Annotated in this window: 23 protein-coding genes and 1 CRISPR repeat array; of the genes, 17 read left to right on the top strand and 6 right to left on the bottom strand. The window is 40.3% G+C overall.

Going from position 1 to position 25,496, the window contains the following annotated elements; genetic code table 11:
• Window positions 1-12 precede the first annotated feature (12 nt).
• Together A5888_RS03755 and A5888_RS03750 are read left to right on the top strand one after the other, a co-directional pair.
• Window positions 13-630, top strand: coding sequence for a ketohydroxyglutarate aldolase (locus A5888_RS03755; protein ID WP_086347893.1), 618 nt, complete (start codon window positions 13-15; stop codon window positions 628-630).
• Between the two features lie 113 nt (window positions 631-743).
• Window positions 744-2,831 (top strand): BglG family transcription antiterminator, encoded by a 2,088-nt coding sequence (locus tag A5888_RS03750; protein ID WP_249274412.1) that lies wholly within the window; start codon window positions 744-746, stop codon window positions 2,829-2,831.
• Window positions 2,832-2,891: 60 nt separating this feature from the next.
• Here the strand turns inward: A5888_RS03750 and yidA are convergent, their stop codons facing one another.
• From yidA to A5888_RS03730, 4 genes are read right to left on the bottom strand one after another with little or no spacing between them, the layout of a single operon-like run.
• On the bottom strand, window positions 2,892-3,707 hold the full coding sequence (gene yidA, locus A5888_RS03745; RefSeq protein ID WP_086347892.1) for a sugar-phosphatase: 816 nt from the start codon (window positions 3,705-3,707) through the stop codon (window positions 2,892-2,894).
• 22 nt (window positions 3,708-3,729) lie between these two features.
• A complete protein-coding gene (locus A5888_RS03740; RefSeq protein WP_086347891.1) occupies window positions 3,730-5,103 on the bottom strand; it encodes an HD domain-containing protein in 1,374 nt (457 codons plus the stop codon).
• A complete protein-coding gene (locus A5888_RS03735) occupies window positions 5,103-5,960 on the bottom strand; it encodes a lipoate--protein ligase family protein (RefSeq protein WP_086347890.1) in 858 nt (285 codons plus the stop codon). Before A5888_RS03735 ends, A5888_RS03740 begins: the two co-directional genes overlap by 1 nt.
• Entirely contained in the window at window positions 5,953-6,312 is a 360-nt protein-coding gene (locus A5888_RS03730) for a hypothetical protein (protein ID WP_086347889.1), read from the bottom strand. Before A5888_RS03730 ends, A5888_RS03735 begins: the two co-directional genes overlap by 8 nt.
• 553 nt (window positions 6,313-6,865) lie before the next feature.
• On the opposite strand from A5888_RS03730, the gene A5888_RS03725 reads away from it, so the two are divergent.
• From A5888_RS03725 to A5888_RS03680, 10 genes are all read left to right on the top strand, one after another.
• Window positions 6,866-7,873: a thiamine pyrophosphate-dependent dehydrogenase E1 component subunit alpha gene (locus tag A5888_RS03725; protein ID WP_249274411.1), complete on the top strand. Its 1,008-nt coding sequence runs from the start codon at window positions 6,866-6,868 to the stop codon at window positions 7,871-7,873.
• The gene (locus A5888_RS03720; protein ID WP_086347888.1) at window positions 7,873-8,856 is read left to right on the top strand and encodes an alpha-ketoacid dehydrogenase subunit beta; all 984 of its coding nucleotides are present in this window, start codon (window positions 7,873-7,875) and stop codon (window positions 8,854-8,856) included. The genes A5888_RS03725 and A5888_RS03720 overlap by 1 nt, the downstream gene beginning before the upstream one ends.
• A 1-nt stretch (window position 8,857) precedes the next feature.
• Complete coding sequence (locus A5888_RS03715) at window positions 8,858-9,805, top strand: sugar-binding transcriptional regulator (RefSeq protein WP_086347887.1); 948 nt, start codon at window positions 8,858-8,860, stop codon at window positions 9,803-9,805.
• A gap of 271 nt (window positions 9,806-10,076) precedes the next feature.
• Window positions 10,077-10,511, top strand: coding sequence for a DUF1934 domain-containing protein (locus A5888_RS03710; RefSeq protein ID WP_086347886.1), 435 nt, complete (start codon window positions 10,077-10,079; stop codon window positions 10,509-10,511).
• A gap of 75 nt (window positions 10,512-10,586) precedes the next feature.
• Window positions 10,587-11,207, top strand: coding sequence for a DNA-directed RNA polymerase subunit delta (rpoE, locus tag A5888_RS03705; RefSeq protein ID WP_339101921.1), 621 nt, complete (start codon window positions 10,587-10,589; stop codon window positions 11,205-11,207).
• A gap of 229 nt (window positions 11,208-11,436) precedes the next feature.
• Window positions 11,437-12,198 (top strand): IclR family transcriptional regulator, encoded by a 762-nt coding sequence (locus tag A5888_RS03700; protein WP_086347884.1) that lies wholly within the window; start codon window positions 11,437-11,439, stop codon window positions 12,196-12,198.
• 318 nt (window positions 12,199-12,516) lie between these two features.
• A complete protein-coding gene (locus tag A5888_RS03695; RefSeq protein ID WP_086347883.1) occupies window positions 12,517-13,164 on the top strand; it encodes a bifunctional 4-hydroxy-2-oxoglutarate aldolase/2-dehydro-3-deoxy-phosphogluconate aldolase in 648 nt (215 codons plus the stop codon).
• Window positions 13,165-13,166: 2 nt separating this feature from the next.
• Complete coding sequence (locus A5888_RS03690) at window positions 13,167-14,177, top strand: sugar kinase (protein ID WP_086347882.1); 1,011 nt, start codon at window positions 13,167-13,169, stop codon at window positions 14,175-14,177.
• An 82-nt stretch (window positions 14,178-14,259) separates the two neighbouring features.
• The gene (gene kduI / locus A5888_RS03685) at window positions 14,260-15,099 is read left to right on the top strand and encodes a 5-dehydro-4-deoxy-D-glucuronate isomerase (protein WP_170924697.1); all 840 of its coding nucleotides are present in this window, start codon (window positions 14,260-14,262) and stop codon (window positions 15,097-15,099) included.
• Between the two features lie 145 nt (window positions 15,100-15,244).
• The gene (locus A5888_RS03680; protein ID WP_086347881.1) at window positions 15,245-16,048 is read left to right on the top strand and encodes a gluconate 5-dehydrogenase; all 804 of its coding nucleotides are present in this window, start codon (window positions 15,245-15,247) and stop codon (window positions 16,046-16,048) included.
• Window positions 16,049-16,275: 227 nt separating this feature from the next.
• On the opposite strand, the gene A5888_RS03675 is transcribed toward A5888_RS03680, so the two are convergent.
• Entirely contained in the window at window positions 16,276-17,172 is an 897-nt protein-coding gene (locus A5888_RS03675; RefSeq protein ID WP_422389733.1) for an AraC family transcriptional regulator, read from the bottom strand.
• Between the two features lie 216 nt (window positions 17,173-17,388).
• Here A5888_RS03675 and A5888_RS03670 point away from each other — a divergent pair, with 216 nt between their 5' ends.
• From A5888_RS03670 to A5888_RS03650, 5 genes are all read left to right on the top strand, one after another.
• On the top strand, window positions 17,389-18,495 hold the full coding sequence (locus A5888_RS03670) for a glycoside hydrolase family 88/105 protein (protein WP_086347880.1): 1,107 nt from the start codon (window positions 17,389-17,391) through the stop codon (window positions 18,493-18,495).
• 167 nt (window positions 18,496-18,662) lie between these two features.
• Window positions 18,663-19,679, top strand: a complete 1,017-nt coding sequence (locus A5888_RS03665) for a TRAP transporter substrate-binding protein (RefSeq protein WP_086347879.1) — start codon at window positions 18,663-18,665, stop codon at window positions 19,677-19,679.
• An 11-nt stretch (window positions 19,680-19,690) separates the two neighbouring features.
• Window positions 19,691-20,176, top strand: a complete 486-nt coding sequence (locus A5888_RS03660) for a TRAP transporter small permease (protein WP_086347878.1) — start codon at window positions 19,691-19,693, stop codon at window positions 20,174-20,176.
• A gap of 2 nt (window positions 20,177-20,178) precedes the next feature.
• The gene (locus tag A5888_RS03655) at window positions 20,179-21,474 is read left to right on the top strand and encodes a TRAP transporter large permease (protein WP_086347877.1); all 1,296 of its coding nucleotides are present in this window, start codon (window positions 20,179-20,181) and stop codon (window positions 21,472-21,474) included.
• 211 nt (window positions 21,475-21,685) lie between these two features.
• Complete coding sequence (locus tag A5888_RS03650; RefSeq protein ID WP_086347876.1) at window positions 21,686-22,516, top strand: sugar phosphate isomerase/epimerase family protein; 831 nt, start codon at window positions 21,686-21,688, stop codon at window positions 22,514-22,516.
• Window positions 22,517-22,720: 204 nt separating this feature from the next.
• A CRISPR array of direct repeats spans window positions 22,721-23,143; the repeat unit is 30 nt; unit sequence GTTCTAATCTAAACAGAGTGTAATGTAAAT.
• A gap of 120 nt (window positions 23,144-23,263) precedes the next feature.
• Here the strand turns inward: A5888_RS03650 and bglX are convergent.
• Window positions 23,264-25,483, bottom strand: coding sequence for a beta-glucosidase BglX (gene bglX / locus A5888_RS03645; RefSeq protein ID WP_086347875.1), 2,220 nt, complete (start codon window positions 25,481-25,483; stop codon window positions 23,264-23,266).
• Between the last annotated feature and the right edge of the window lie 13 nt (window positions 25,484-25,496).

The raw sequence follows: 25,496 nt of genomic DNA, 5'->3' as shown, positions 1-25,496 counted from the left end.
GAGAGGGATTTGATGTATCGAAACAACATATTGGCTCGTATTTTAAAAACGAAAATCATGGCAATCGTCCGTGTAGAAACAATTGAACGTGCGGTAGAGATCGCGGAAGGGTGTTTGGCTGGCGGCGTGGATTGTCTGGAAATCAGCTATACATTACCTAATGCCGGTGAAGTGATCGCCGCGCTTAACGAACGATATGGTGATCGGTTGGTAATAGGTGCCGGAACTGTGTTAGATAGTGAAACCGCCCGATTGGCGATACTGTCCGGAGCAAAGTTTGTGATTGCACCGAATTACAAGGAAGAAGTTTGCCGCTTGTGTAACAGGTACCAGATTCCTTACATGCCTGGCTGTACCAGTATGACAGAGATGGTTGAGGCGATGGAAGCAGGAGCGGCTATGATCAAAGCCTTTCCGATATCTGGTTACTACGGATCAAGTCTGGTGCCGACACTAAAAACTCCATTGCCGTATATGCCGATTTTATCATCTGGTGGAGTCACTTTGGCAAATGTCAAAACCTGGGCAGAAACAGCCATCGACTGTATTGGCGTGGGAAGTCTATTAACGAAGGGAACGGTTGAAGAAATTGCAGCGAATGCCAAAGCGCTGAAAGCAGCTTTTTCTTAGATGAAAATACGATTGGGCTGCTGGGAGAGGTCATTCTTTTCCAGTAGTCAAAATCAAGACTAGCTTTTCAGGTAGACCCTGATTATAATGAAAAAAGCAAAGGAGGTGCACCAATGATTAGTGACGAACGGGGGAGAAGGGTAGTAAACTATTTGCTTGAACGATCGATACATAATGTGGAAGAATTGGAAACTCAGACGAAGCTTACCAGAAGGCAATTGGAGTATTCCTTAGACAAGATCAATGAATGGCTAAGTGAAAATGGCGAGATGCCGCTCAAAATCGAGAATAATCGAATTGTCGTGTCCGAGAAAAACAGAGAACATTTTTTTACACATCTTGAAAAACGGCTTCCTGCCAAAGATTATTGGATGAACAGTGAAGAACGAATCAAATACTTATTTTTGCTCTTATTCTATTTTTATGAGGACTATTTTTCTGTGAACCATTTCGTTGATGCTTTCGGTGTCGGGAAAACGACGATCATCAATGACTTAAAAAAGTTGAATATGGAGTTGGCCCAACAAGCTATTTCAGTCGAGTATTCAAGGAAAATGGGGTACCATCTTGTCGGCAGTGAAGCAAGTATCCGTTATTACCTAATGAAGATGATTCTTTGGGATTTCACGGAACATCAGTCTACCTTCATTTATGATCTATTTATTGAAAAAAATGATCTAGCAGATTTCAAGGAAACGAAACAGTTGGTAGAAGAAAAGCTGGAGAAGTACTCGATCACATTTGTAGAAAACCGTCTGACGGAATTCATTTATACGTTCATTTTCTTGAAACAGCGTATTTCTTCTGAGGAGCTAGTTACTGAGAAGCAATACAAAGCAGCTGCGATGATTCCTATGAAGGAATACCAATTTTCCGATGAACTGCTAAAAAGCTATGGCATTTCCAATCAAGAAGCTATTCTATATGTTTGCTCGTGGATCTTAGGTCTTTCGATTGGAAAACCGGATAAAATGACAAAGGATTATGAAACGATCATGGATTTGGTTAAACGAATCAGTATCCGTTTTGAAGCGTTATCGGGTATTCGTTTTTCGGATGAAGAAAAGGTAGTACGTCAACTGTATGCTCATTTTCGGCCAGCCTATTATCGATTGCTGTTCAAGCTGCCGATTATTAATCCTTTAAATGTGAAAATCAAGGAAGAGTACAACGAATTATATGGGATTGTGGAGGAAGCGTTGAAGCCGATTGCCTCTCTATTTGAAGAACCTGTTCCGGAAGATGAAGTTGCTTTTTTGACCATGCATTTTGCCTCTCTCTGTTCAAGCGCAGAAGACCGCCAGTATTCTAAAAAGGTCGCATTGATCGTTTGTCCCAATGGTATTGGTAGCTCATCCATTCTTTATACTGAATTGAAAGCTCTGTTTCCGGAGCTGTCATTTATTGGACCTGTTGAGACGAATAAAGTAGAAACTCTGGATGATTCATATGATTTGATTTTCTCCACTGTTCCGAATGTGCGTCTGTTTTATACAAAAAAGTTGGTGTATGTCGTAAGCCCAATTATGAGCACAACAGAAAAATATCGATTAATCAGTGATGTCTATACCCATATTGGTAATTTCAATTTTAAAATACCTCGAGTGGACAAGTTGTTGACGATCATTGATAAATATGGCCAGATTGAGAATAGGGATGGGCTTGAAAAGGAGCTGGCCGATTACTTGATTCAAGGGGAAGAGCCCTCAGTAGAGGTGCCTGATGAGGGTCCACGCTTAGATCAGATTACAGCTCCGGACATGATCCAGACCAATGTAAAGGCAGGAAACTGGGAGGAGGCTATCCGACTTTCGGCTGCTCCGTTGTTGAAAAATCGAAAAATCAGTCGTGACTATATAGAGACAATGATCCAAACTGCAAAAGATGAGGGACCATACATGGTTATTGCCAAGCATGTAGCACTACCGCACGCCCGTCCGGAAGAAGGAGCATTGGATTTAGGTATCAGTATCACAGTATTGGATTATCCCATCATTTTTGGCAGTAAAGAAAACGATCCGGTCAAATATATATTTTGCTTGTCTGCGCCAAGAAACAATCGTCATTTGAACGCGATGGCTGAACTGGTGAATTTATTAGATGATCAGCATTTCTATGAATTGCTGGATTCTACGAGTGATCCTCAGAAGATTTATGCGTATATATGCAAACAATCGGAGCTTTTGCATAGTGAAGATTGAGGTTTTGCTATAAAAAAAGAAGGTCACGAAATGCCTCTTACTTCGTGACCTTCTTTTCTATTAATCGTTCAATACATAATTATTCAACGCTTCTGCGACACCATCTTTATCATTAGTTCCTAATAAGATATCTGCTGCGTCCTTGATTGATTCTGTTGCATTGCCCATTGCAGCTCCTACACCGGCTACTTCAATCATAGACAGGTCGTTTTCATTGTCGCCGATTGCCATTGTTTCTTCAATCGGAATATTCAGATGGGCAGCCAGCTTCTGAAGAGCGGCTCCTTTGCTTGCTTCTTTGTTTAGAATTTCATAATAGAATTCTGTACTTTTAACAGTCGTATATTTTTCTTTGAAGCTATCCGGGATTTTACTGATAGCAACATCTAGGATCTCAGGCTCATCGATCATCATCATTTTGATGACATTGATATCTGGCGTGATTTCTTCTACTGTGCGATATCTTAGCGGCATATCTACTAGATAAGCTTCATGAACAGTGTATTTTCCAATATCTCTGTTGAAGGTATAAATTGAGTGCTCATCACTCATGTGTAAATGACTGCCAACTTTTCGAGACATCAATTCAATATCTAAAAAGTCTTCATAAGGAAGCGTGTATTGAGAAATAACCTCCTTAGATTTTGTTGCTTGAACCAATGAACCGTTATAGGTGATGACATAATCATTTTCTTTATAAAGATCCAGTTCCTTAAGAATCGGTTCTACCCCCGGTAACGGGCGGCCTGTACATAATACGATGTAGACACCTTGTTCGTTTGCTTTTCTGACCGCTTCTTTTACGCCGCCAGTCAGGTTTCGGTTGGAATCCAGCAGTGTGCCGTCAATGTCGATTGCTACTAGTTTAATTGCCATAATGTTCAATTGCCTCCTGTGCTTAATTGTCTGTCTGTTCGATGATTGCGCCGTTACGGATGAACGACTGAAATTCTCTATAGGTCTCTTCGAATAGATCCAAATGCTGTTCCTTTGTCGGCTGCAGCATTTCTTTCGGGAAGTAGAACCGTTGATCTCCCTGTCCTTGTCCCGCCAGAGCAGCAACGAGCTGACTGACTTTAGACAACTCTACTAAGGTGCCGTCCTTCTGGATGATTTCTATCTGTGTTCGGTGACTGTTCTTTTCCGGACGATAAAAGTCATAGGGAAGATCATAGCTTGAATTGATCGCGGTATAATATTTTGGATTGAAGCCAACTTTTTCAATGAGCGTTGTCAAATGTTCAATGATTTTCTTATCACTCTCTTTTGAAAATTTGGCTGACTTTAATGGTTTACGCATCAAAAATCGCTTCGTTAAATCTGTCAGAACAGAATCTCCAAGCTCACTCCATTGAGTGAAATACGTACTTAAAACACCATCGTCCAATCTTAAGTATTCTTGAAGTGTATAGCTTCCTTTAAAAAAAGGGACCAATAGTCTGGAATGAAGCAGATAATCCTCTGGTTGTTCTTCATAAAGCTCTTTTGCTCGATGGAGCAAATGGTCAAGAATCACTTCCATTCCTCTGGAAACGGGATGGAAATAGACCTGGACATACATCTGATAACGACTAACAATATAGTCCTCAACTGCATGCATTCCATTCATAGTAAAAGCAATCCCGCCTTTATACGGGCGAATCACTCTCAAAATCCGGGTTAAATCAAACGTTCCGTACTCTGTACCGGTAAAATAAGCATCCCGTAAAAGGTAGTCCATGCGATCCGCATCAATCTGACTTGAAATCATTTGAACAACCTGAGGATTTGGGTACTCTTTCGTGATCACACTGGCAACTTTTTCAGGAAAATCCGCTGAAACGCGATTCAAAATCTGAAAGACCTCAGTCTCCGGTGAAGTAATAATTGCTACTGTGAATTTTTCGTGATCTGTCTGGAAAATGTGTTCGAAGGTATGAGAGTATGGTCCATGTCCGACATCATGCAGTAAGGCTGCACATAATGCAACAAGCCGTTCCTCATCATTCCAGCCATCTTCTCCTAGCTGTTCAGAAGAATAATTTCGTTGAAAAATATCACAAATTCTTCTGGTTATTTCATACACGCCAAGAGAGTGAGCAAATCGACTATGCTCTGCCCCATGAAAGGTCAGAGAAGAGGTTCCCAACTGCTTGATTCTACGTAAGCGTTGAAACTCTGCGGAGTCAATTAGGTCCAAAATCACTTGATGCTGCACATGGATATAGTTGTGGACTGGATCGCGAAAGACTTTTTCAATCGGTAAATACTGATTTTTATAAGAATATGTCATTAGTGATCCTCCTTAAGCTGCTGATTTCGCTGGCGCATTTTTTCTAATTGTTTGAGGTAATCCTGTTTGAATGTAGGAAGAACCATCCAGTCAGAAAGTCCTCGCTTTTCTATGGTCAGATTGGCAGCGGCTTGAAAAGCTGTCAATAATCTTTCTTTTGCTGTTTTTATAGTCAAAGGTATCTCTAACAAGCTTGCTAGATTTTTCATGACAGTAGGGTCAACAGCCGGATAGCCGTTTGTCCCGAACTCGTTTTTCAATCCTGAACGATAAAATTCCTGAACGGTTTCTCCGCGGAGCTGCTGCTCACCTTCAATACTAAGGTACGCCATAATAGCCAATCCGTTTTTTACTCTACGTTGAGCAATTCCAGCAAATTTTTTCCCTCCGATACTTAAATCAAAGGTGCCTGGACAATAGGAGGTACTGATCTCGTAGGCCTCAATGTCTTTTCCACTTTGTTCGAAAGCTAATCGAATCCATTGCCACATAAAAATATAGCCTTCATCGATCGTAAATTTATGATCGGAAGGCTGTGGAAGAATCAGTGAAGCATTCAAGGTCCCTTTGTCAGCGATGACTCCTAAACCTCCTGAGTTACGGACAACCGCATCATAGCCATTGTTTCTCAGAGAAGATAGCCCATCAGAAAGAAAAGGGACACGGGTATCCTTCATCCCTAATATCATAGTCTGATCTAGTTGCCAGAAATGCAAAATCGGTTGCTGGTGCTGCTCTGAAAAAGCAACCAATGCATCTGTTAAAGCAAAAGGTGCTAATTTGTCCTCTGCTGTCAGAAGTTCCTGATTCAATAATAGGACATTTTTTTCAGAATAAAACTGAGCCAATTCATTCATCTGGTTCATCATCCTGTTTGCCTTTAGACACATAATCTTTGACTTCCTTATTCATTTGCGAATACTCATTGGTAAACCGGACTGGTTTACTGATGAGTCTCATGGGCATTGAAGAAAGGAATTTACTGAAATCTTTTCGTGCTTCTTCGGATAAACGTCCAGGTTTGGAAATCAGACGTTCATACAAGTAATGATAAAATTCTTTCATCGCATCAACATCGATGCTCATTTGACTATGACATTCTTCACACTCGATACTTGAAATGACTTCATTCATATACTGAATGTCGTGAAGTGTCTCTTTTTGACAATGCATACAAAAAAGCATTGCTTCCTCATCATGAAACAACATTGCTTCCACCCCCGTAATCTATTATAAACTATTTATAGCAAAAGTTACGTAAGAAAACTAGAAAGTCTAAAGAAAGTTTTATTTTTTCCATAGAATTGGATTAAATGCTTTTTTATGGTTGCAAGTACAAGAGTAATGTTATAAAATGTTTACATGACTGTTTACAAATGATTTTATGGAGAACAAATGTAAAAACGACTGACGTATTTTGTTACTTTAACAATAGAGCTATCTGTGTTAAGAGCGTTAAAAAGCATTTATTTGGCGAGCTTTATATAGCACAGAAAAAAATGAAGCCGTTATGATTTAAATGCGGTGATATCAGAATAGAAGCTTTTATGAGTAATAGCCGCAAAAAGAGCGATGAATCGGTTATCTAAACATCAAAGGACATTAAGTTTGTGACAAAGCCTATTCATGTGATGGCGTTGTTTGACTGGAGAAGAGGGTTCTAAGAATTGCTGCTTAGTCACAACGTCTAAAATGGGCGTTGAAGCATCCGCTTGACAGGTGTCACAGTGTCTTAATGTCAGAGAATATGAGGAGATTAATTATGGTATATCTAATGGGTCAATCAAAAAATGCAGATGTCTATCCTGTGAATATTTTGAAAGCATATAAAGAGATGTGGGAAATACGTGTTTTTGAAGAAGCTATTCAAGAACTATTTGATAAAGGAAAAATGTATGGCACGATGCATTTATGTATCGGACAGGAAGCAACTGCGGTCGGTGGAGCAGGGATGTTAAGAGAGAGTGATTGGATGTTATCTACTCATCGCAATCATGGACATGCGATTGCCAAGGGAACGGATCGTCGCGCGATGTTCGCCGAAATGCTTGGAAAGAAAACCGGGACAAACAAAGGGAAAGGCGGCAGCATGCATATTGCTGATCTTGATGTAGGGAATCTTGGGTCGAACGGTATTGTTGGCGGCAACTTTCCTATTGCTGCCGGTGCAGCTCTTAGTGCAAAGATGAACCATACAGAGCAGGTGGTTCTTTGTTACGCCGGAGACGGTGCGACCAATGAAGGAAGCTTCCATGAAGCGCTGAACTTGGCTTCTATCTGGCAGCTGCCGGTCGTTTATCTGATTGAAAATAATCAGTATGGAATGAGTAGTGCTATTGAGCGAATGATCAATATCGATCGTTTATCTGAGCGTAGTAAGAGCTATGGAATCGAGGGAGTAACGATTGATGGCAATGATTTATTTGAAGTCAATCAAGCGGTCGGTGCAGCAGTTGAGAAGGCTCGCAGAGGCGGTGGCCCAACCTTGATCGAAGCAATCACGTATCGTTATAAAGGCCACTCAAAATCAGACAAATTGGTTTATCGTTCGGAAGAGGAATGCCGCTATTGGATGGAAAACCATGATCCTATCTTGCGATTGGAACATTATATAGTAAAAGAAAATTTAGCTGAAAAAGCTGAGTTAGAAGAAATAGCTTCAACTGTTCGTTATGAGACGGATAAAATGGTTCGTTCTGTATTGACTGACCCTGAGCCTACTCCAGAAGAACTTTGGATGGATGTCTATAAAGAAGGAGGTCAGGCTTGATGCGATCTATTACCTATCTGGAAGCAGTAAATGAAGCACTAGATGAAGCGCTACAAGCTGACCCAAAGGTATTTTTATTAGGGGAAGACATTGGTGTTTATGGTGGCGGTTTTGGTGCAACTCAAGGGCTGCAAGAAAAATATGGTGCAGAGCGAGTTCGAGAAACACCAATCTCTGAGAGTGCTATAGCTGGTGTAGCTGTGGGAGCGGCAATGACTGGAATGCGACCGATTATGGAACTGCAATTTTCTGATTTTATTACGGTTGCTATGGACCAGCTAGTTAACCAAGCAGCGAAAATTCATTATATGTATGGAGGGAAAGCCAGTGTTCCAATGGTGATGCGCACTGCCGGAGGCTCTGGTACCGGTGCAGCAGCACAGCATTCTCAAAGTTTGGAAAACTGGATGGCACATATTCCCGGATTAAAGGTGATTCAACCGTCGAATGCCTATGATGCAAAGGGCTTGCTTCATGCCGCAATCGAAGACGAGAATCCTGTGATGTTCTATGAACATAAACTACTTTATAAGACAGAAATGGACGTACCTGAAGCGAAGTATACTCTGCCGATCGGCAAAGCAGCTATTAAACATGAAGGCCAAGATGTAACTATAGTTGCGACGGGAATTATGGTAGAGAAGGCGTTGGAGGCCGCTACGATTTTAGAAAAAGAAGGAATGAGCTTGGAGGTCATTGATCCGCGGACTTTAGTCCCCTTGGATAAAGAGACGATTTTGTCTTCTGTCGCAAAAAATAAGCGCGTAATCGTTGCGACAGAAGCAGTCAAGAATAGCGGATTCAGCGCAGAGCTTGCCGCGGTGATTGCTGAATCCGAAATCAGCAGACAGTTGCTTCACCCAATTGTTCGACTTGGAGGTGAATTTGTCCCAATGCCGGCTCAGCGAATCCTTGAAGAAATGGCGACACCGCAAGTAGAAACGATTGTTCAGGCAGTCAGACAAATGATGAAAGAGGGATAACATGAGAATCAGTGAAGATCGTCGGAAATTATTGAAGGTTGCGACCCTTTATTATGATACTGGACTGACACAGGCAGAAATTGCCAGAAAAATGTCCATTTCCCGTCCGGTGATTTCCAAAATGCTGCAACAGGCAAAAGAGGACGGTATCGTCAAGGTATCGATTCACGATGACTCTGCATACGCGGTCAAGCTCAGCTTAGAGCTGGCTGACCGCTATCAGTTGGATGAAGTGATCATTGTTCCTGACAATGATTATAGTCCTGAATTGAAAATAAAAAGAAAAGTCAGTGAAGTAGCTGCTGATTATTTGGGAAGCATTTTAGAACCGAATATGTCCATTGGCTTATCTTGGGGGACTACATTGGCAGATGTGATCGATGCACTGCCTTTTTATTCGTTTCCAATGATTGATGTGTGTCCGCTTGTTGGCGGTGTATCCAGTGAACATTTGTACTATGATACGAATCATTTGGCTTTTCGTTTATCTGAAAAGCTGAATTGTCGTTGTCAGTATGCCTATTTTCCGGCATTAGCAGAAAGTGGAGAGTTGGCGGATGTCCTAAACAAAAGTGAGATGCTGCAAACCGCAATGAATCATGCAATGAAGGTTGACTTGGCAATTATTGGTGTGGGAAATCCAACAAAGCACTCAACTTGGAACGAGTTAGGTTATTTTGATGAACAGAATATGTTGAACATCAAGCAAGACAGCATCAAAGGTGATGCAGTAGCATCATTATTTGACAAAAATGGTCAAACAGTGAACAATACAATTAGTAGACGCATGCTTGGAATAAAGGTGGAAGACCTAACGGGTATTCCTAAAGTCATGGTGATCGGCAGTGGGAAAGAAAAAGCGGAAAGTATCCATCCGTTGTTAATGGGCAACTACTGTTCGATTTTAGTCACAGATCAAATTGCCGCCGAAGCATTGCTTGCGATGTGAAGACTGAGAAAATTGGGTAGGGAAAACTTGAAATCCAATAAGAAGTACACTACAATATATCAGTAAATAAATTGTGTTCATTGCTAAACATTTATTGAGTAGCAACTGAGGCTCTGGTATTTGAAGAAGTTGCAACGCTCAGGCTGCCTTGTGAGGCTGCGCAAACACTATGAGTAACTCTCTGTCGCCATATGAAAGCGGCGGATAGTCATATAGAAGGAACCGAATACAAGCAGTTCAGGTTTCAATAGGTAAAAGGAGGTTTATTATCATGGATTTAACACAAGGAACAGATGTTTCTATTCAATTGAAAACAGAAGTAAAGCAAGGGGGAGAAACGAAAGATTTCTTCTTTGACTTGACTGGTCAAATCGTAAAGATTGGCGATACACTTTATATCCGCTATAAAGAAGTGCTGGAAGAAGGCCAGGAAACACCTGTAACTATCAAAGTCGAACCAGATGGGAAAATTCAACTGATTCGCTCAGGAGAGTTGCGGATGCGCTTAAAATTTGGCTATCGCGAGCGGCTGGAAACTACATATCGGACACCTTATGGACTCTTTGAAATCACTACATTTACACATAACTTGAGATTTAGCCTGAAGGACCAGCCTGTTTCAGGATCGATCGTTATTGACTACGATCTTTATTCTCAAAGTGAAAGAGTTGGAGAATACCATTTAGAGTTGGAATTTACTGCATAATTGTAAAAGAATCAATTGCTTTTTCTGGTGTGATTTTGTATGATAAAGTGTAGACTGTGAAAGGACGTGTACTACTTGGAAATTAATGTATTTGAAGGATTGAACAAGAGCGAATTATCCATGATTGAAGTTGCCCATGCAATTTTAGAGCAAAAGGGAGATGTCATGGATTTCTCAGACTTGGTAAATGAAATCCAAAACTATCTTGGAACGTCTGATGGCAACATCCGCGATTCTTTAGCGCAATTTTATACTGACCTGAATATTGATGGAAGTTTCATCTCTTTAGGGGACAATCAGTGGGGCCTCCGTTCATGGTATCCAATCGATTCAATCGATGAAGAAGTAACACATGGCCTTGATGAAGACGAAGATGAAACACCACGTCGTAGAAAACGTAAAAAAGTCAATGCGTTCATCATGAGTACAAATGATGAGGATGTCATTGATTACAATGATGATGATCCGGAAGATGCAGAATTGACTGCTGACGATGATGAAGATCTATATGATGACGAAGAAGACGAAGATGAAGAAATCAAAGCATATAACAGTGATCTGCAGGAAATCGGTGCAGATGAAGATGAAGAAGACGATGAATTGGAAGAATTGACAATCATCGACGATGAAGATGTTGACAGTGATTTTGATGATGAGGACGAGGAAGAAGAAGAGTACAAGTCTGAAGAAGAATAGTCAGCGTTAGCAAGTGTAGGCAGAATAGTGAAGCTGGGACACAGGTTGTCTCAGCTTTTTTCTGTTTTTACATCAGTTGATGTATGGATAGTTTCAACAAAGGAATATATTTCTTCTTAAAAGTAACGAGAAATCGTGAAAAATGGATGTATCCACTAAAAATTAAGAATTAACAGTTGATTTTTCTTATTTATATTATATAATTTCTTATATAGAAAGGATGAGGGAGATGGCAGAAGCGAAACCTTATGGTACTGTGCTGATCAAAGCAGCAAAAATTATGGATCATTTATCAGAGCATCCCAATCATTCTCTACAAGAAATCGCGAATAGTACCGAAATGACGGCATCAACAACCATCAAGATTCTTGATACGCTTGTGCTGATCGGTTATGTTCAAAAAAATGAGGACAAAAGCTATCGCCTAGGTTCGAAATTGATTCGCTATGCAAACCAACGATTGGAACAGCTTGATTTGGCTGAGATCACTTATCCTTATTTAGAGAGCCTGCAACAGACGATCGATGAAACGATTCATCTCGGTATCTTGAATGATAATGAAATATTGTATATCAATAAGCTTGAGCCAAAGCATCAGACGATTCGGATGTCTTCGAAGGTGGGGATTACTCGCCCGTTGTATAGTTCGGCAATGGGAAAAGCAGTGTTGGCGAAGTTTGCTCAGCCTGAGTTTGAAGCTTATTTGGACAGCCATGTGTTGACACCGTATACGGAAAATACAATTACGAATCCGCTTAGACTGGCCAAAGAACTAGAGGAAATCCAAAAAACGGATGTAGCGTTTGATGATGAAGAAATGGAAATGGACATCTTTTGTATCGGGGCCTCTATTGAAAAAGAGGATCAAATCATTGGTGCATTTAGTGTCAGTATGCCTAAATATCGGTTGAATGAAAAGAATAAAGAACTGATTATTCAAGCAGTATTAAAAACTAAAAAAGAGCTTGAACAGGTGCTAACAAACAAGTGAAACGAATAAAACGGGAAAACAGGAACCAACTGTTTTTCCGTTTTTTTTGTGAGTAAGAGCGGCGAAATACTATACATTCGCGCGAAAAAACGCGTGAACTCGGACATTAACAATCCAATAATGTTTCTTTCTTTTGAATCATTCCTTTGCTCACTTTTCAGGAGAAATACCATAGAGGAAATAATCTGCTCTTTTTTTGTTGTTTTTGAGTAAAATCTTCCTAAAAAACGTTTGCAATTTCTTATTTTCTATGTATAATGAAAGTATAAATTTCCTAATAATAAAATAAAATTTCCAAATAAGAAAAGAGTGGTGTGCTTGAAAAAAGTAAATATTCTTCAACGATTGGAAACAGCTGGTGTTATTGCTGTTGTTCGTGGGAAAGACAAAGAAGAGGCAATCAAAGCAAGTCATGCAATCGTAAAAGGCGGCATGCATGGATTGGAGCTGACATTCACAGTGCCTCGGGCTGATGAAGTAATCAGAGAGCTGGCAGAGTTCTACAAAGACCAACCGGAAGTTGTTATCGGTGCCGGTACGGTTTTAGATGCAGTGACTGCACGTTTGGCTATCATGGCTGGAGCAGATTATATTGTGAGTCCAACCTTCGATCGTGAAACAGCAGAAATTTGTAATTTGTATCAGATTCCTTATCTGCCTGGATGTATGACGATCACTGAAATGAAGGAAGCATTGAAGAGCGGAGTAGACATTATCAAGTTATTCCCGGGAAGCGCCTATGGTCCAAGCATCATTTCTGCTTTCAAAGCACCAATGCCTCATTTGAATATCATGCCAACAGGTGGCGTGAGCTTGGATAATATGGACGAATGGTTCAAAGCGGGTGTCATTACAGTAGGTGTAGGTGGTAATTTATTGGCACCGGCTGCTGTCGGTGATTTCGATAAAGTAACAGAGGTGGCTGCGCAATATATGGCGAAGTTCCATGAAATAAAAGGAGCATAGCCATGGGGAAAGTAGTAACTTTAGGAGAAATCATGCTGCGCTTTTCTACTGAATGTGGCACACGTATCGCACAAACTGAAACATTCACAGCTCATTATGGTGGTGGCGAAGCAAATGTCGCTGTTTCCCTATCAAACTATGGTCATCAAGTAGCATTTGCCAGTAAAGTTCCGGATAACGCATTGGGTGAAGCGGTGAAGAAGCATCTCAATCGTTACGGTGTCGATACAAGCTATTTGCTAAAAGGTGGACCTCGTCTGGGGTCTTATTACCTTGAAGCGGGAATTGGCGAACGTGCAGCAAGTGTTATTTATGATCGGGCCGGCTCAAGCTTTGCCGTGATGGAAACAGCTGAATGGGATCTGACACAAATGTTTGCAGGATGTGATATTTTCCATATTTCAGGTATTACGCCTGCGTTGTCTGAAGCGTGGAAAAAGCTGACCCTTGAATTGATCAAAACAGCGAAGCAAGCTGGCTGTCTAATTAGTTTTGATGTCAATTATCGTGGAAAGCTATGGAGCCAAAAGGAAGCGGGAGAAACGATTCGTGCTATCTTACCATTTGTAGACTATTGTTCAGCTGGAAAACTGGATGCACAGCATTTTCTCGAAGTTCCGGCGTATAACGGAACTTCTGAAGATGAGGAAACAACCTATTACTACCAAGAAATGCAAAAGAAATACCCAAACATTTCTGTTTTTTATTCAACCAAACGTAAGGTTCATTCTGCCAGTGCCAATGATTTGATCGGTACACTTTGGGCGGAAGGCAATTATTATGAATCCCAATGCCATTTGATCGATCCAATCGTTGATCGTGTTGGCGGTGGAGATGCTTTTGCAGGGGGCGTTCTGCACGGTCTGTTGAATAAGGAAGACTATCAGAAAGTAATTGACTTTGCAACAGCGGCCTCTGCCCTGAAGCATACAGTGCATGGCGATTGCAATCAATTTAGTCAACAGGAAGTTGAAAGCTTTTTGGCTATGGGTTCAGGAAAGATCATTCGTTGATCTAGTCATTATCAAAAAATAGAGTTAGGTGGTTGAAACAATTGTTTCGATCATGTCAAAAATAGAGAGGAGCACCATTACTATGCAAAACATGGAAACACGTTACACACACAGTCCGGAGGATATCCGTCACTATTCAACAGAGCAGCTGAGAGACGAATTTTTAGTAGAGAAGGTTTTTGTACCGGGTACGATTACTTTAACGTATACACACAATGACCGTATGATCTTCGGTGGCGTAACTCCTGCAAAGGAAGCGTTAGAAATTGTATTAGATAAAGAATTAGGTGTAGATTATTTCTTAGAGCGTCGCGAGTTGGGTGTAATCAACATTGGTGGACCAGGCTTCATCGAAATCGATGGACAAAAAGAAGCAATGAAAAAACAAGACGGATATTATATCGGTAAAGAAACACGTCATGTTGTTTTCTCTTCCGAAAATCCTGAGAACCCTGCAAAATTTTACATCAGCTCTGCGCCGGCGCATCACAAATACCCAAATGTGAAAATCAGTATCGATGATATTAAGCCAATGGAAACTGGTGAGCCCCTGACATTGAATGAGCGTAAAATTTATCAATACATTCACCCAAATGTGTGTGAAAGCTGTCAACTACAAATGGGCTACACAATCTTAGAACCAGGCAGCTCATGGAATACAATGCCTTGCCACACGCATGAACGTCGTATGGAAGCATATGTATACTTTGACATGGAACAAGATACTCGCGTATTCCATATGATGGGTAAACCAGACGAAACAAAACACTTGGTATTGGGCAATGAACAAGCAGCAATTTCACCAAGCTGGTCTATTCACTCAGGTGTTGGAACAAGTAATTACTCGTTTATCTGGGCAATGTGTGGCGAAAACATCACCTATACAGATATGGATATGGTACCAATGGATCAATTGAAATAAGAAAAGCTGAATGAACTCGACAGCTCCCAAACAATAAGGGGGAATTGCCACATGGTGTCCTTTACCATGAGACAATTTCAACTTATTGCTGAGAGGAGCTAGTTCATGATGTTAGACAAATAAAAATGAAGAGGAGAATGAACTCATGGATTTTACTATGGATAACTTCCGCTTAGACGGAAAAATTGCTCTGGTTACTGGAGCAGTATATGGAATTGGATTTGAAATTGCCAGCTCATTGGCAGCGGCAGGTGCTACAATCGTCTTCAATAACATTGATCAACAATCAGTGAATGATGGCGTTGAGAACTATAAAAAGGCTGGTATTGATGCAAAAGGTTATGTTTGTGACGTAACCAATGAAGAGCAAGTACAAGCAATGGTGAAACAAATCAAAGAAGAGGTTGGCGTAATCGATATTCTTGTGAACAATGCGGGCATCATCAAGCGTACACCAATGCATGAAATGGCTGCAGCCGATTTCCGTCAAGTCATCGATATCGACTTGAATGGTCCATTCATTATGGCTAAAGCTGTTCTCCCTGGTATGATGGAACAAAACAGTGGGAAAATCATTAATATTTGTTCAATGATGAGTGAACTTGGTCGCGAAACAGTCAGTGCTTATGCAGCTGCTAAAGGCGGACTGAAAATGTTGACGAAGAACATTGCTTCTGAATATGGCGAGTACAACATCCAATGTAACGGCATTGGCCCTGGTTATATTGCAACACCACAAACGGCTCCATTGCGTGAAGAACAGGCAGACGGTTCTCGTCACCCATTCGATCAGTTTATCGTTGGACGTACGCCGGCAGCTCGTTGGGGTACACCGGATGATTTAGCTGGACCAGCAGTCTTCTTAGCTTCAAAAGCTTCAGATTTCGTGAATGGACACATCTTGTATGTTGATGGAGGAATCCTAGCATACATCGGAAAACAACCTTAAGTCTTTAAAGGCCTCCTAAGTAAATAACTGTATATAAAAAATTCCTAAGTATAATATAAAGGGTTCTGCTTCACATGCGTGAGTGAAGTAGAACCCGCTTTTTTGTTTAGGCGATAAGAGAAGAAAGAATATGTGCAGAAATATACACCAACCAGCTAATAGATTCAAGAAGCCGGTTGATGTATCTAGATCTGCTATTTATTCCAGCTCATGAACTGTAATCTTGTTTAGGATTGATGGTGGTCGAAAAAGATGATTTCCTGATTCTGATGCTTTTTCAAATATTCTTTTGGTGTCAGTCCGAACTCCTTTTTAAAGCATTTGAGAAAATGAGGATAGGACTTGAAGCCGCATTGTAAATAGATTTCATTTGAATTTTTATAGGTCACTAACAGTTGTTTTGCATACAGCAATCTCTTTTTCAAGACATAGCTGTGAAACGTAAAACCGGTCGTACTTTTGAACGTCCGGGCAATATAGTATTTGCTGACAAAGAATTTTTTCGCGACATCCTCAAGGGTCAACGAGGCCTCTAAGTTTTCTGAAACGTAAACCATCAACTCTTCAATCAAGCTGTTTTCCATAATTTCTTTCGGTTGTACCTCTTTCTCCTCACTCATCACTAGCTTATTCAAATAAATTAAGAAATTGATGAACTGCTGCTCATACATTAAATCCATTCCGTAAATTTTTTTATCAGCCGGTGCCTCAATCAATGAAAGATAGTATCTTAGCCGTTCTGGATCTGTCTGGATGATTTTGCTTTTTGTCGTACCGGTAGGGTGGAAGCAGCGCTCTAAATTTGTATATTTACTCGATCGGTTTCGTAAGAAGCTTGGTGTGATGAACATGTAGACACGTTCAAAAATTTCTGAGTCCTGTTTGACAATGCGATGTAAGTCTAAATTATGGATAAAAATAACAGAACCAGGCTTCAAAAGATACTGTTTTCCATCTAAATAGAATTCTGCTGTTCCTGATAATGTGCAATGTATCTCATAGAAGTCATGGTAGTGATAAAGCGTTTTCTCTTGAATCACGAAATCCTTTACATGGAAGAGTTCATAGTCATTAGATAGCATGGTGTTCACTAGTGAAGTGTTGAGCAATGTTGACTCTTTCATCAAAATATCCTCCTAAATAATCATTTCTATGCTAACTATAATACACCAAAAATAGAATGAAAAGGCTTTATGTGCAATTTTTGACAGTAATTAGGCAATTTTTACTATATATTCATTTTTGATATATTGTTAAACTAAGAACATGATAAAAGATTGAAAGCGCTTTGAAATAAAACTCGAGAATAGTATAAATGCTAAAGGAGATTGAATGACAAAATGATTATTAAACAAGAATTATTCGTGCCGAAAGAAACAGTAGAAGAGAAAATAGATTTGATGATCAACAATCTGACAACGATCAAAGATAACAGCGGAGAATTTCTCTTGGACTTCGATGGGTTGAAGGTTGACGATAAAAGCTGGACAATTTGGAACTGGCCACAGGGTGTTGGTTTATATGGTATGTACAAAAATTATCGAATCACAAAAAATGAAAAAGCATTGAAGGTCGTCAATGATTGGTTTGACGGCCGTATGAAAGAAGGCGCTCCACCGAAAAACGTCAATACGATGGCTCCGTTATTGACAATGGCGTATCTCTATGAAGATACAAAGGACTCAAAATATGTACCGTACCTAGAACAATGGGCAGAATGGGTAATGCATGATATGCCTAGAACAAATGAGAATGGCTTACAACATGCTACCTATGGTCCGCCAAATACAAATCAACTTTGGGATGATACATTGATGATGACCGTTTTACCTTTGGCTAAAATCGGTAAATTACTAAATCGTCCGGAATATCTGGAAGAAGCAAGACATCAATTCCTGATTCATATCAAATACTTGATGGATAAGAAGACGGGCTTGTGGTATCACGGTTGGACGTTTGAAGGCAATCATAACTACGCGGAAGCGTTATGGGCTAGAGGAAATTGTTGGATTACGATTGCTATTCCTGAAATCATTGAAATCCTTGAGCTTCCTAAAGGAGACGGACTGAGAGATTTCTTGATCAATACATTGAACGCTCAAGTTGCTTCTCTAGCGAAATATCAACATGAATCAGGCTTGTGGCATACATTATTGAATGATCCAAGCTCTTATCTGGAATCTTCTGCAACAGCTGGGTTTGCTTACGGTATCTTGAAAGCTGTTCACAAAAAATATATCAGCAGTGAGTACGAAGAGGTTGCTTACAAAGCAATGGCTGGACTTTTGGAAGAAATCGATGACAAAGGGGAAGTGCAGCATGTCTCTATCGGAACAGGGATGGGTGATGATTTAGACTTCTACAAAAATATTGGCATGACAGCAATGCCTTATGGACAATCATTAACCATTCTATGCCTGACAGAATTACTTGTTTCTTATTGCTAAAACAATCAAATAGAAATAGGGTACGGTTTTCATCAGCTGTGACCTGTTGTGTCATAGCTGATAGACCTGACCGTTATTGAAATGACGTCATGGGGTGTTAGTTGTAAGCAACATTTCAAGAAGAAAATGAAGCAATTATGCAAATAGAAAAACCAGGAGGAAAAAGAATGAAGAAAAGACATGTTATTTCTGGATTAATGCTTTCAGCAGCTGGATTGGCCTTGTTAAGTGGTTGCAGTAGTTCAGATGCAGCTTCAGACGGAAAAATCATCTTACGCTATGCATATGCCAGCAATAGTCAGCCTGTTATTGATTCGATGAATGAATTTGGCAGGTTAGTTGAAGAAAAAACAGATGGAAAAGTAACCATTGAATATTTCCCGGATGGACAGCTTGGTGGAGAAACAGAATTGATTGAGTTGACTCAGACTGGTGGGATTGATTTTACAAAAGTCAGCGGGTCTGCGTTGGAAAGCTTCTCAAAAGATTACTCCATTTTCGCAGTTCCGTATATCTTTGATCATGAAGAACACTTTTTTGAAGTGATGGAAGATGAAGAGATCATGGATGGCATCTATAACTCTACAGAAGAGTTAGGGTTCGTTGGATTGACTTACTATGATTCAGGTCAGCGAAGCTTTTACATGACAGAGGGGCCAGTCAATAGCCCAGCTGATTTAAAAGGGAAAAAAATTCGTGTTATGCAAAGTGAAACCGCAATCAAGATGGTTGAATTGTTAGGCGGCTCACCTGTTCCTATGGGAAGCTCTGAGGTATACACCTCGTTACAGTCTAATCTAATCAATGGAGCAGAAAACAATGAATTTGTACTGCACACAGCTGGTCATGGTGGCGTGGCGAAATATTACTCTTATGACGAGCATACACGTGTTCCTGATATTGTAATCATGAATGATAGTGTGAAAGAACGCCTTTCAGATGAACAATATGAAGCAATCGTTGATGCGGCGAAAGAATCGACAGAATTTGAAAAGGAAGTGTTCAAAAAAGCGGTCGAAGAAGAAAAGGCGATTGCGGAAAAAGAATACGGCGTTGTCTACAACGATGTTGACAGCACACCTTTCCAAGAAGCGGTTCAGCCGTTGCATGATCAGTTCAAGAATGACGAGAATTACAGCGAGCTTTATGCGAAGATTCGTGCTGTAGCGGATGAAATGGAGTAGGGGGAGTAAGAATGAAAGCAGTAAGAAATGCTTTAGATAAATTTTTGGAGATTTTCGGTTCTGTTCTTTTGACAGTGATGATTCTGGTCGTTCTTTATCAAGTATTTACCAGAACTGTATTGAATAGTCCGAATACCGTAACAGAAGAACTTGTTCGTTTTGGCTTAGTCTGGTTGTCAATGCTGGCTTCTGCCTACGTTGTTGGGAAAAGAAGCCATTTAGCTGTAACTATGCTGAGTGATCACCTTAGTGGAAGCAATAAACGGTTGTTAGAAATTGTTGTACAGGTCTTATTCTTAGTGTTCGCAGCAGTTATCATGGTTTTTGGAGGCTGGAAAGCAGTAACTGTAACAATGGGACAGATTTCACCATCCCTTTCTATTCCGATGGGGTATGTCTATCTAGCTGTTCCTGTATCAGGAGTTATTATGTTTATCTACAGTCTGCTGAACCTATTGGAACAGCCGGTCAAAGAAGAAAGTGAACAGGAGGGGTAGATATGGCGTTAGAAGCAGGTCTGATTTTATTCATCGTTTTTGCCATATTGTTGATTTTGGGAATGCCTATTGCAATCAGTGTAGCTGTTTCCTCGATCGCAACGTTGTTGTTAGTTGTTCCATTTGATATTGCAGTCTTTACCTCTGCACAGAAAATGGTGTCCAGTTTAAATAGTTTCTCTTTAGTAGCCATTCCGTTCTTTGTCCTCTCGGGGATTATTATGAATGGCGGCGGAATCGCTGAAAAGCTCGTGAATTTCGCCATGTTGTTTGTTGGCCGTGTGCCAGGCGGATTAGCACATACGAATATTCTGGGTAATGCTTTGTTTGGTTCAATGTCCAGTTCAGCGATTGCAGCTTCAACAGCAATTGGTGGCGTATTGATTCCTCAACAGGTCAAAGCCGGCTATGATCGTAAATTTGCGACAGCTGCCAATATTGCTTCGGCACCGACAGGAATGGTTATTCCTCCAAGTACTGCGTTTATCATGTATTCATTGGTTGCCAGTGGAGCATCGATTTCTTCTCTATTTTTAGGTGGTTATTTAGTAGGGGCATTATGGGCATTAAGTATCATGTTTGTCGCGTTTGTACATGCAAAGAGAAATAACTACAAAACAATTAGTCGTTCAGAACTAGGTTCAGTTGGAACTGTTTTGAAAGAGGCATTACCAAGTGTCATGCTGATTGTTATCATCATCGGCGGGATTTTGTCTGGTTTATTTACAGCAATTGAAGCATCAGCGATTGCTGTCGCTTACTCACTGTTTATCGCAATTTTCTTCTATAAGACAGTGACTGTTAAGGATATTCCGAGAATGCTAAAAGATGCTGTATTAACTACAGGTACGATTGCTTTCTTATTGGCAACATCTTCCATGATGTCATTTGCGATGGCCTTTACAGGGATTCCACAGGCGATCAGCGCAGCGATCCTAGGTTTGACAGATAATAAAATCATTATCTTATTGTTAGTAAATATTGTGTTGCTGATTGTAGGAATGTTTATGGATGTTGGTCCGGCAATCATGATCTTTACACCGATTTTCTTACCGGTTGTAACGAGTGTTGGTGTTGATCCTGTTCATTTCGGATTGTTCGCAATCATGAACTTATGTGTGGGTTCGATCACACCGCCAGTTGGTTCAGGGCTGTATGTTGGAGCCAGTGTCGGTGGGGTCAAAGCAGAACAGATGCTCAAGCCCCTCGTCCCATTCTATATTGCTATCTTAGCAGTATTACTCTTGATTACCTATTTCCCAGATGTTGTTATGTGGCTGCCAAATCTCGCTTCTTAATCACATAAAATCAGTTTTTCGTGATCACCCCAAACTTTCACGAAAAACGATAGAATAACCAGAGAAGGCAGTTTTCTATAGATCAAAGGGGGAGGTCAAACAGTTAACAGTTAAAAAATAAAGAAGCAGGGCTACTGATAATCATTGATTGTCAGCAGCCTGTTTCCTATTTTATAATCAGAAAGTAATGAAAACGAAGAGGAGTGTCGATTTGTATAATTTAACCGTTAGAGGGCATGATATATCAGGAAATCATACCTATACTGAATTACCTGAAAAAATAAAAGCAGTTGGAATCAGCAATGTTCAACTCGCTTTAGCTATGTCGTTCCCTGAACTGCCGAGTGGCAAAGAGCATCTGTCACCGGGCTTTGGTACTTATATGAAAAATACATTTATGAAACAAGAGGTGCAGATTGCCATTTTGAGCTGCTATATCAATATGATTCATCCCGATGAAGTGATACGTGAAGAAGCTTTACAGAAATTTGAAAGCTATCTAAAATATGCAAAGTATTTTGGGGCTTCGATGGTTGCTTCAGAAACAGGGAATGTTTTAGAAGAAATCATTTATACGGAAAAAAACTTTACAGAAGAAGCATTTGAAAAAGCGGTTGTCTCAATCCAACGATTAGTAGACTGTGGTGAGAAATATGGCATGATGGTCGGTATCGAACCAGGCTTGAATCATCCAGTTTATTCCGTAGAAAAAATGAATGTACTTGTTCAACGCATCGATTCCGATTATTTGGGTGTGATTTTGGATGCAACCAACTTGATCACAGCAGATAATTACAAAGATCAAACAAAGATTCTGCAAGAAGCGTTTGACCTTTTCGGTGAAAAAATTGTAGCCATTCATTTGAAGGATTTTGTGATAGAAGAGGGGAAGATCGTTCCAACTGCTGTTGGTGAAGGTTTGATGGATGTCAAAGGCATGTTGGACATTATCAATAAGAACAAGCCTTTGATCAACATTGTGTTGGAAGAAACGAAAGATGAGAAAATCGCTCAAGCGAAGAAACTGATCGAGACATTGTAAGAAGGAAATGATTTTGAGAATAACATATCTGTCGAACTCCAATCGTGTAAAAATACGGGGAGATCGACAGATAGAAAAAAGCTTGATAGCATTGACTTTTGCTCAATTGATTGGATAAAATAAGTTAAGAAGAAGAGAAATAATGAGGGGTCGACAGAAATGGCCCCTCAATCCCTTGCTACACAAGGGAGAAAATGGAGTGGGGTTCTAATCTAAACAGAATGTAATGTAAATGAAAATTGATGAAAAACAATAAATATCTCCTATAAGCGTTCTAATCTAAACAGAATGTAATGTAAATGCAGCTAATGCAATAATAAGCATTCCAGCATACATGTTCTAATCTAAACAGAATGTAATGTAAATACGGGTGTCTCTAAACAGTGGATTAGAAGATATTTTGTTCTAATCTAAACAGAGTGTAATGTAAATACGAAAAACGTTTATTTCGAGCTACATACTCCTCGTTCTAATCTAAACAGAGTGTAATGTAAATACATCAGCATGTCCCAACCTTGCTGAAATCGTGTGGTTCTAATCTAAACAGAGTGTAATGTAAATGTTTTAGCTGTAATCTCTAACTGGTTGTCCTCCGAGGTTCTAATCTAAATATTGTGTAATGTAAATTCCACTACGATATCGTCTTTTACTTCCGGACTTCGTTTTTTTCTAAGCAAAGTGTACAAGCATAAAAACGAATAAAAAACGAGCCTTGCATTTTTTCGATGCAAGGCTCGTTTACGTATTTTAAACTAATTCAAATGAGGCTTCCAGTGTATCTTGACTATTTGGACCAACGAAAACAAGGAATGTGCCATTCTCGACAGCGTAGTGCATTGAGCGAGTATAATAATTTAATTCGTCTCTAGTTAATGTGAATGATACAGTAGTTGTGCTGTTTCCGGCTACTGTTATTTTCTTGAATTGTTTTAATTCCTTAACAGGTCGAACAACTGAACCGACAACATCTTGGATATAAAGCTGGACGGTTTCCAAGCAATCTCTTGTGGAGTTGTTCTTGATTTGTACGCTGATAGTTAGCTCGTCGGTCATTATTGTATCACTCACTGTCAGCTCAGTGTATTGAATATCACTGTAGCTCAGTCCATAACCAAATGGGAAAAGTGGTGTGTTTGGGCTGTCAAGATATTTAGAAACAAAGCGACCGGAATGTGTCGAGCTAGTCAACGGACGTCCTGTTTTGAACTCATTGTAATAAATGGGTAACTGTCCAACAGAATAGGGGAAGCTCATGCTTAATCGTCCGGATGGATTAGATTTCCCAAATAGGATATCAGCAATTGCATGTCCGCCTTCGGTTCCCGGGAACCAGACCTGTAAGATGGCATCGATTGTGTCCGCTTCTTCTGTCAGAATAAGAGGGCGACCACTGATGGATAACAAGACCGTCTTTTTACCAAGCTTCACTAATTGTTTCATGAAATCTCGTTGAATCTGAGGAAGACGTATGTCCGTACGACTACCAGCTTCACCACTTTGCATAGTATGTTCACCCATCGCAAAAATGATGATGTCTGCTTTTTCTGCCGCAGTTAGCGCTTGAGTCAAATATTGGGCTTTTTCCTTGTCAGACATAGACAAGCTGTCGATCATATCTTTTGTGGCACCGAATTCTCCTAAAAATTCATAGCTTTCCAGCATATCACAACCTTTTTCGACCTGAAAGTTTTCTGGTTTGAGATAAGCTTCGATTCCTGTTTTGATGGAAATTGTATCCGTAGTTTTGCCATGAACTGCCCATAAACCAATGAGTTCTTGATTGTCTCCATAAGGCCCAACCAACAAGATTTTTTCATTAGCTTGAGGATCAAGTGGCAGAAGCTCATTGTCGTTTTTTAATAATACAATTGATTCGGCCGTTACTTGTTTTGCTAGTGTCCGATGCTCTTCTTTAAGTAGTGTTTCTTTTTCTATCACTTCATTTGTTCCTCTATACGGATCATCGAAAAGTCCAAGGTCATTTTTGAGCTTTAATACGCGAAGAACAGCTTGGTCGATTAAAGCGCCATCAATACGACCTTCATTGAGTAAAGGTTGTAATTCATTAGCGTAACAGGGCGATTTCATATCAATATCATTTGTCGCTTTGATCGCTAGATAAGCGGCTTCTTTATTGTCTTCAGCAATGCCATGATCGATTAGTTCTCTGACTGCTGCATAATCAGAAATGAGCACCCCGTCAAAGCCCCATTCATCGCGCAGGATATCTTTTAAAATGAATTCATTTCCGGTAACAGGAACCCCATCATAGGTATTGAATGAAGTCATGACCATTTTGCAACCGGCATCTATCGCTGCTTTGTAGCTTGGAAGGTAGTCTTGTCGTAATTTTCTTTCAGACATATCAACAGTGTTGTATTCTCTCCCAGCTTCGGCTGCACCATAAGCAGCAAAGTGCTTCACGCAAGAAGCGATTCCTTTTTGCTTATCCAAATCCTTTTGAAGACCACGGACCATGGATGAAGCAAAGGCTGAATTTAGCAGGCTGTCCTCGCCAGTAGATTCCAAGCAACGCCCCCAACGTGCATCTCTGACCAAATCAACCATCGGAGCAAAGGTTACATGGGCCCCACCGGCTTGAGATTCCTTGCCGATCACTGTATAGGCTTCCTCTATAAGCTCGGGATTCCACGTTGCGCCTAGTCCAAGTGGAATAGGGAAGACAGTGCGATAGCCATAGATGATATCTGCCATAAACAGTAAAGGGATCTTATGGTTGGAGTTTTCAAGGTACTGTTGTTGGATTTCACTGGTTTTAATTGCGCCGGCAACATTCAAGACGGAACCGACATTTTTTAGGATATCATCTGAAATACCCAGCTTTTGTTGAGGACCGACAGTCAATGCAGAGGTATTAAAGAACTCCCCGGACAATTGAACGAGCTGCCCGACTTTTTCTGTCCATGTCAAGGAATGGAGCAGCTCCTGTAATTTTTCTTCTTTCATGATAAGGCCTCCC

The organism is Enterococcus sp. 9E7_DIV0242 (genome assembly GCF_002140975.2).
In the GTDB taxonomy this organism is placed as follows: Bacteria; Bacillota; Bacilli; order Lactobacillales; family Enterococcaceae; genus Enterococcus_L; species Enterococcus_L clewellii.
Note: the sequence above shows the minus strand (reverse complement) of the source record. Positions and strands in the feature narration are given on the sequence as shown.

What these genes read in the sequence shown, in the direction of transcription:
- A5888_RS03755 (WP_086347893.1), top strand. Translation starts at nt 13, where the DNA reads ATGTATCGAAACAACATATTGGCTCGTATTTTAAAAACGAAAATCATG.
- A5888_RS03750 (WP_249274412.1), top strand. Translation starts at nt 744, where the DNA reads ATGATTAGTGACGAACGGGGGAGAAGGGTAGTAAACTATTTGCTTGAA.
- yidA (WP_086347892.1), bottom strand. Translation starts at nt 3,707, where the DNA reads ATGGCAATTAAACTAGTAGCAATCGACATTGACGGCACACTGCTGGAT.
- A5888_RS03740 (WP_086347891.1), bottom strand. Translation starts at nt 5,103, where the DNA reads ATGACATATTCTTATAAAAATCAGTATTTACCGATTGAAAAAGTCTTT.
- A5888_RS03735 (WP_086347890.1), bottom strand. Translation starts at nt 5,960, where the DNA reads ATGAATGAATTGGCTCAGTTTTATTCTGAAAAAAATGTCCTATTATTG.
- A5888_RS03730 (WP_086347889.1), bottom strand. Translation starts at nt 6,312, where the DNA reads ATGTTGTTTCATGATGAGGAAGCAATGCTTTTTTGTATGCATTGTCAA.
- A5888_RS03725 (WP_249274411.1), top strand. Translation starts at nt 6,866, where the DNA reads ATGGTATATCTAATGGGTCAATCAAAAAATGCAGATGTCTATCCTGTG.
- A5888_RS03720 (WP_086347888.1), top strand. Translation starts at nt 7,873, where the DNA reads ATGCGATCTATTACCTATCTGGAAGCAGTAAATGAAGCACTAGATGAA.
- A5888_RS03715 (WP_086347887.1), top strand. Translation starts at nt 8,858, where the DNA reads ATGAGAATCAGTGAAGATCGTCGGAAATTATTGAAGGTTGCGACCCTT.
- A5888_RS03710 (WP_086347886.1), top strand. Translation starts at nt 10,077, where the DNA reads ATGGATTTAACACAAGGAACAGATGTTTCTATTCAATTGAAAACAGAA.
- A5888_RS03700 (WP_086347884.1), top strand. Translation starts at nt 11,437, where the DNA reads ATGGCAGAAGCGAAACCTTATGGTACTGTGCTGATCAAAGCAGCAAAA.
- A5888_RS03690 (WP_086347882.1), top strand. Translation starts at nt 13,167, where the DNA reads ATGGGGAAAGTAGTAACTTTAGGAGAAATCATGCTGCGCTTTTCTACT.
- kduI (WP_170924697.1), top strand. Translation starts at nt 14,260, where the DNA reads ATGCAAAACATGGAAACACGTTACACACACAGTCCGGAGGATATCCGT.
- A5888_RS03680 (WP_086347881.1), top strand. Translation starts at nt 15,245, where the DNA reads ATGGATTTTACTATGGATAACTTCCGCTTAGACGGAAAAATTGCTCTG.
- A5888_RS03675 (WP_422389733.1), bottom strand. Translation starts at nt 17,172, where the DNA reads ATGAAAGAGTCAACATTGCTCAACACTTCACTAGTGAACACCATGCTA.
- A5888_RS03670 (WP_086347880.1), top strand. Translation starts at nt 17,389, where the DNA reads ATGATTATTAAACAAGAATTATTCGTGCCGAAAGAAACAGTAGAAGAG.
- A5888_RS03665 (WP_086347879.1), top strand. Translation starts at nt 18,663, where the DNA reads ATGAAGAAAAGACATGTTATTTCTGGATTAATGCTTTCAGCAGCTGGA.
- A5888_RS03660 (WP_086347878.1), top strand. Translation starts at nt 19,691, where the DNA reads ATGAAAGCAGTAAGAAATGCTTTAGATAAATTTTTGGAGATTTTCGGT.
- A5888_RS03655 (WP_086347877.1), top strand. Translation starts at nt 20,179, where the DNA reads ATGGCGTTAGAAGCAGGTCTGATTTTATTCATCGTTTTTGCCATATTG.
- bglX (WP_086347875.1), bottom strand. Translation starts at nt 25,483, where the DNA reads ATGAAAGAAGAAAAATTACAGGAGCTGCTCCATTCCTTGACATGGACA.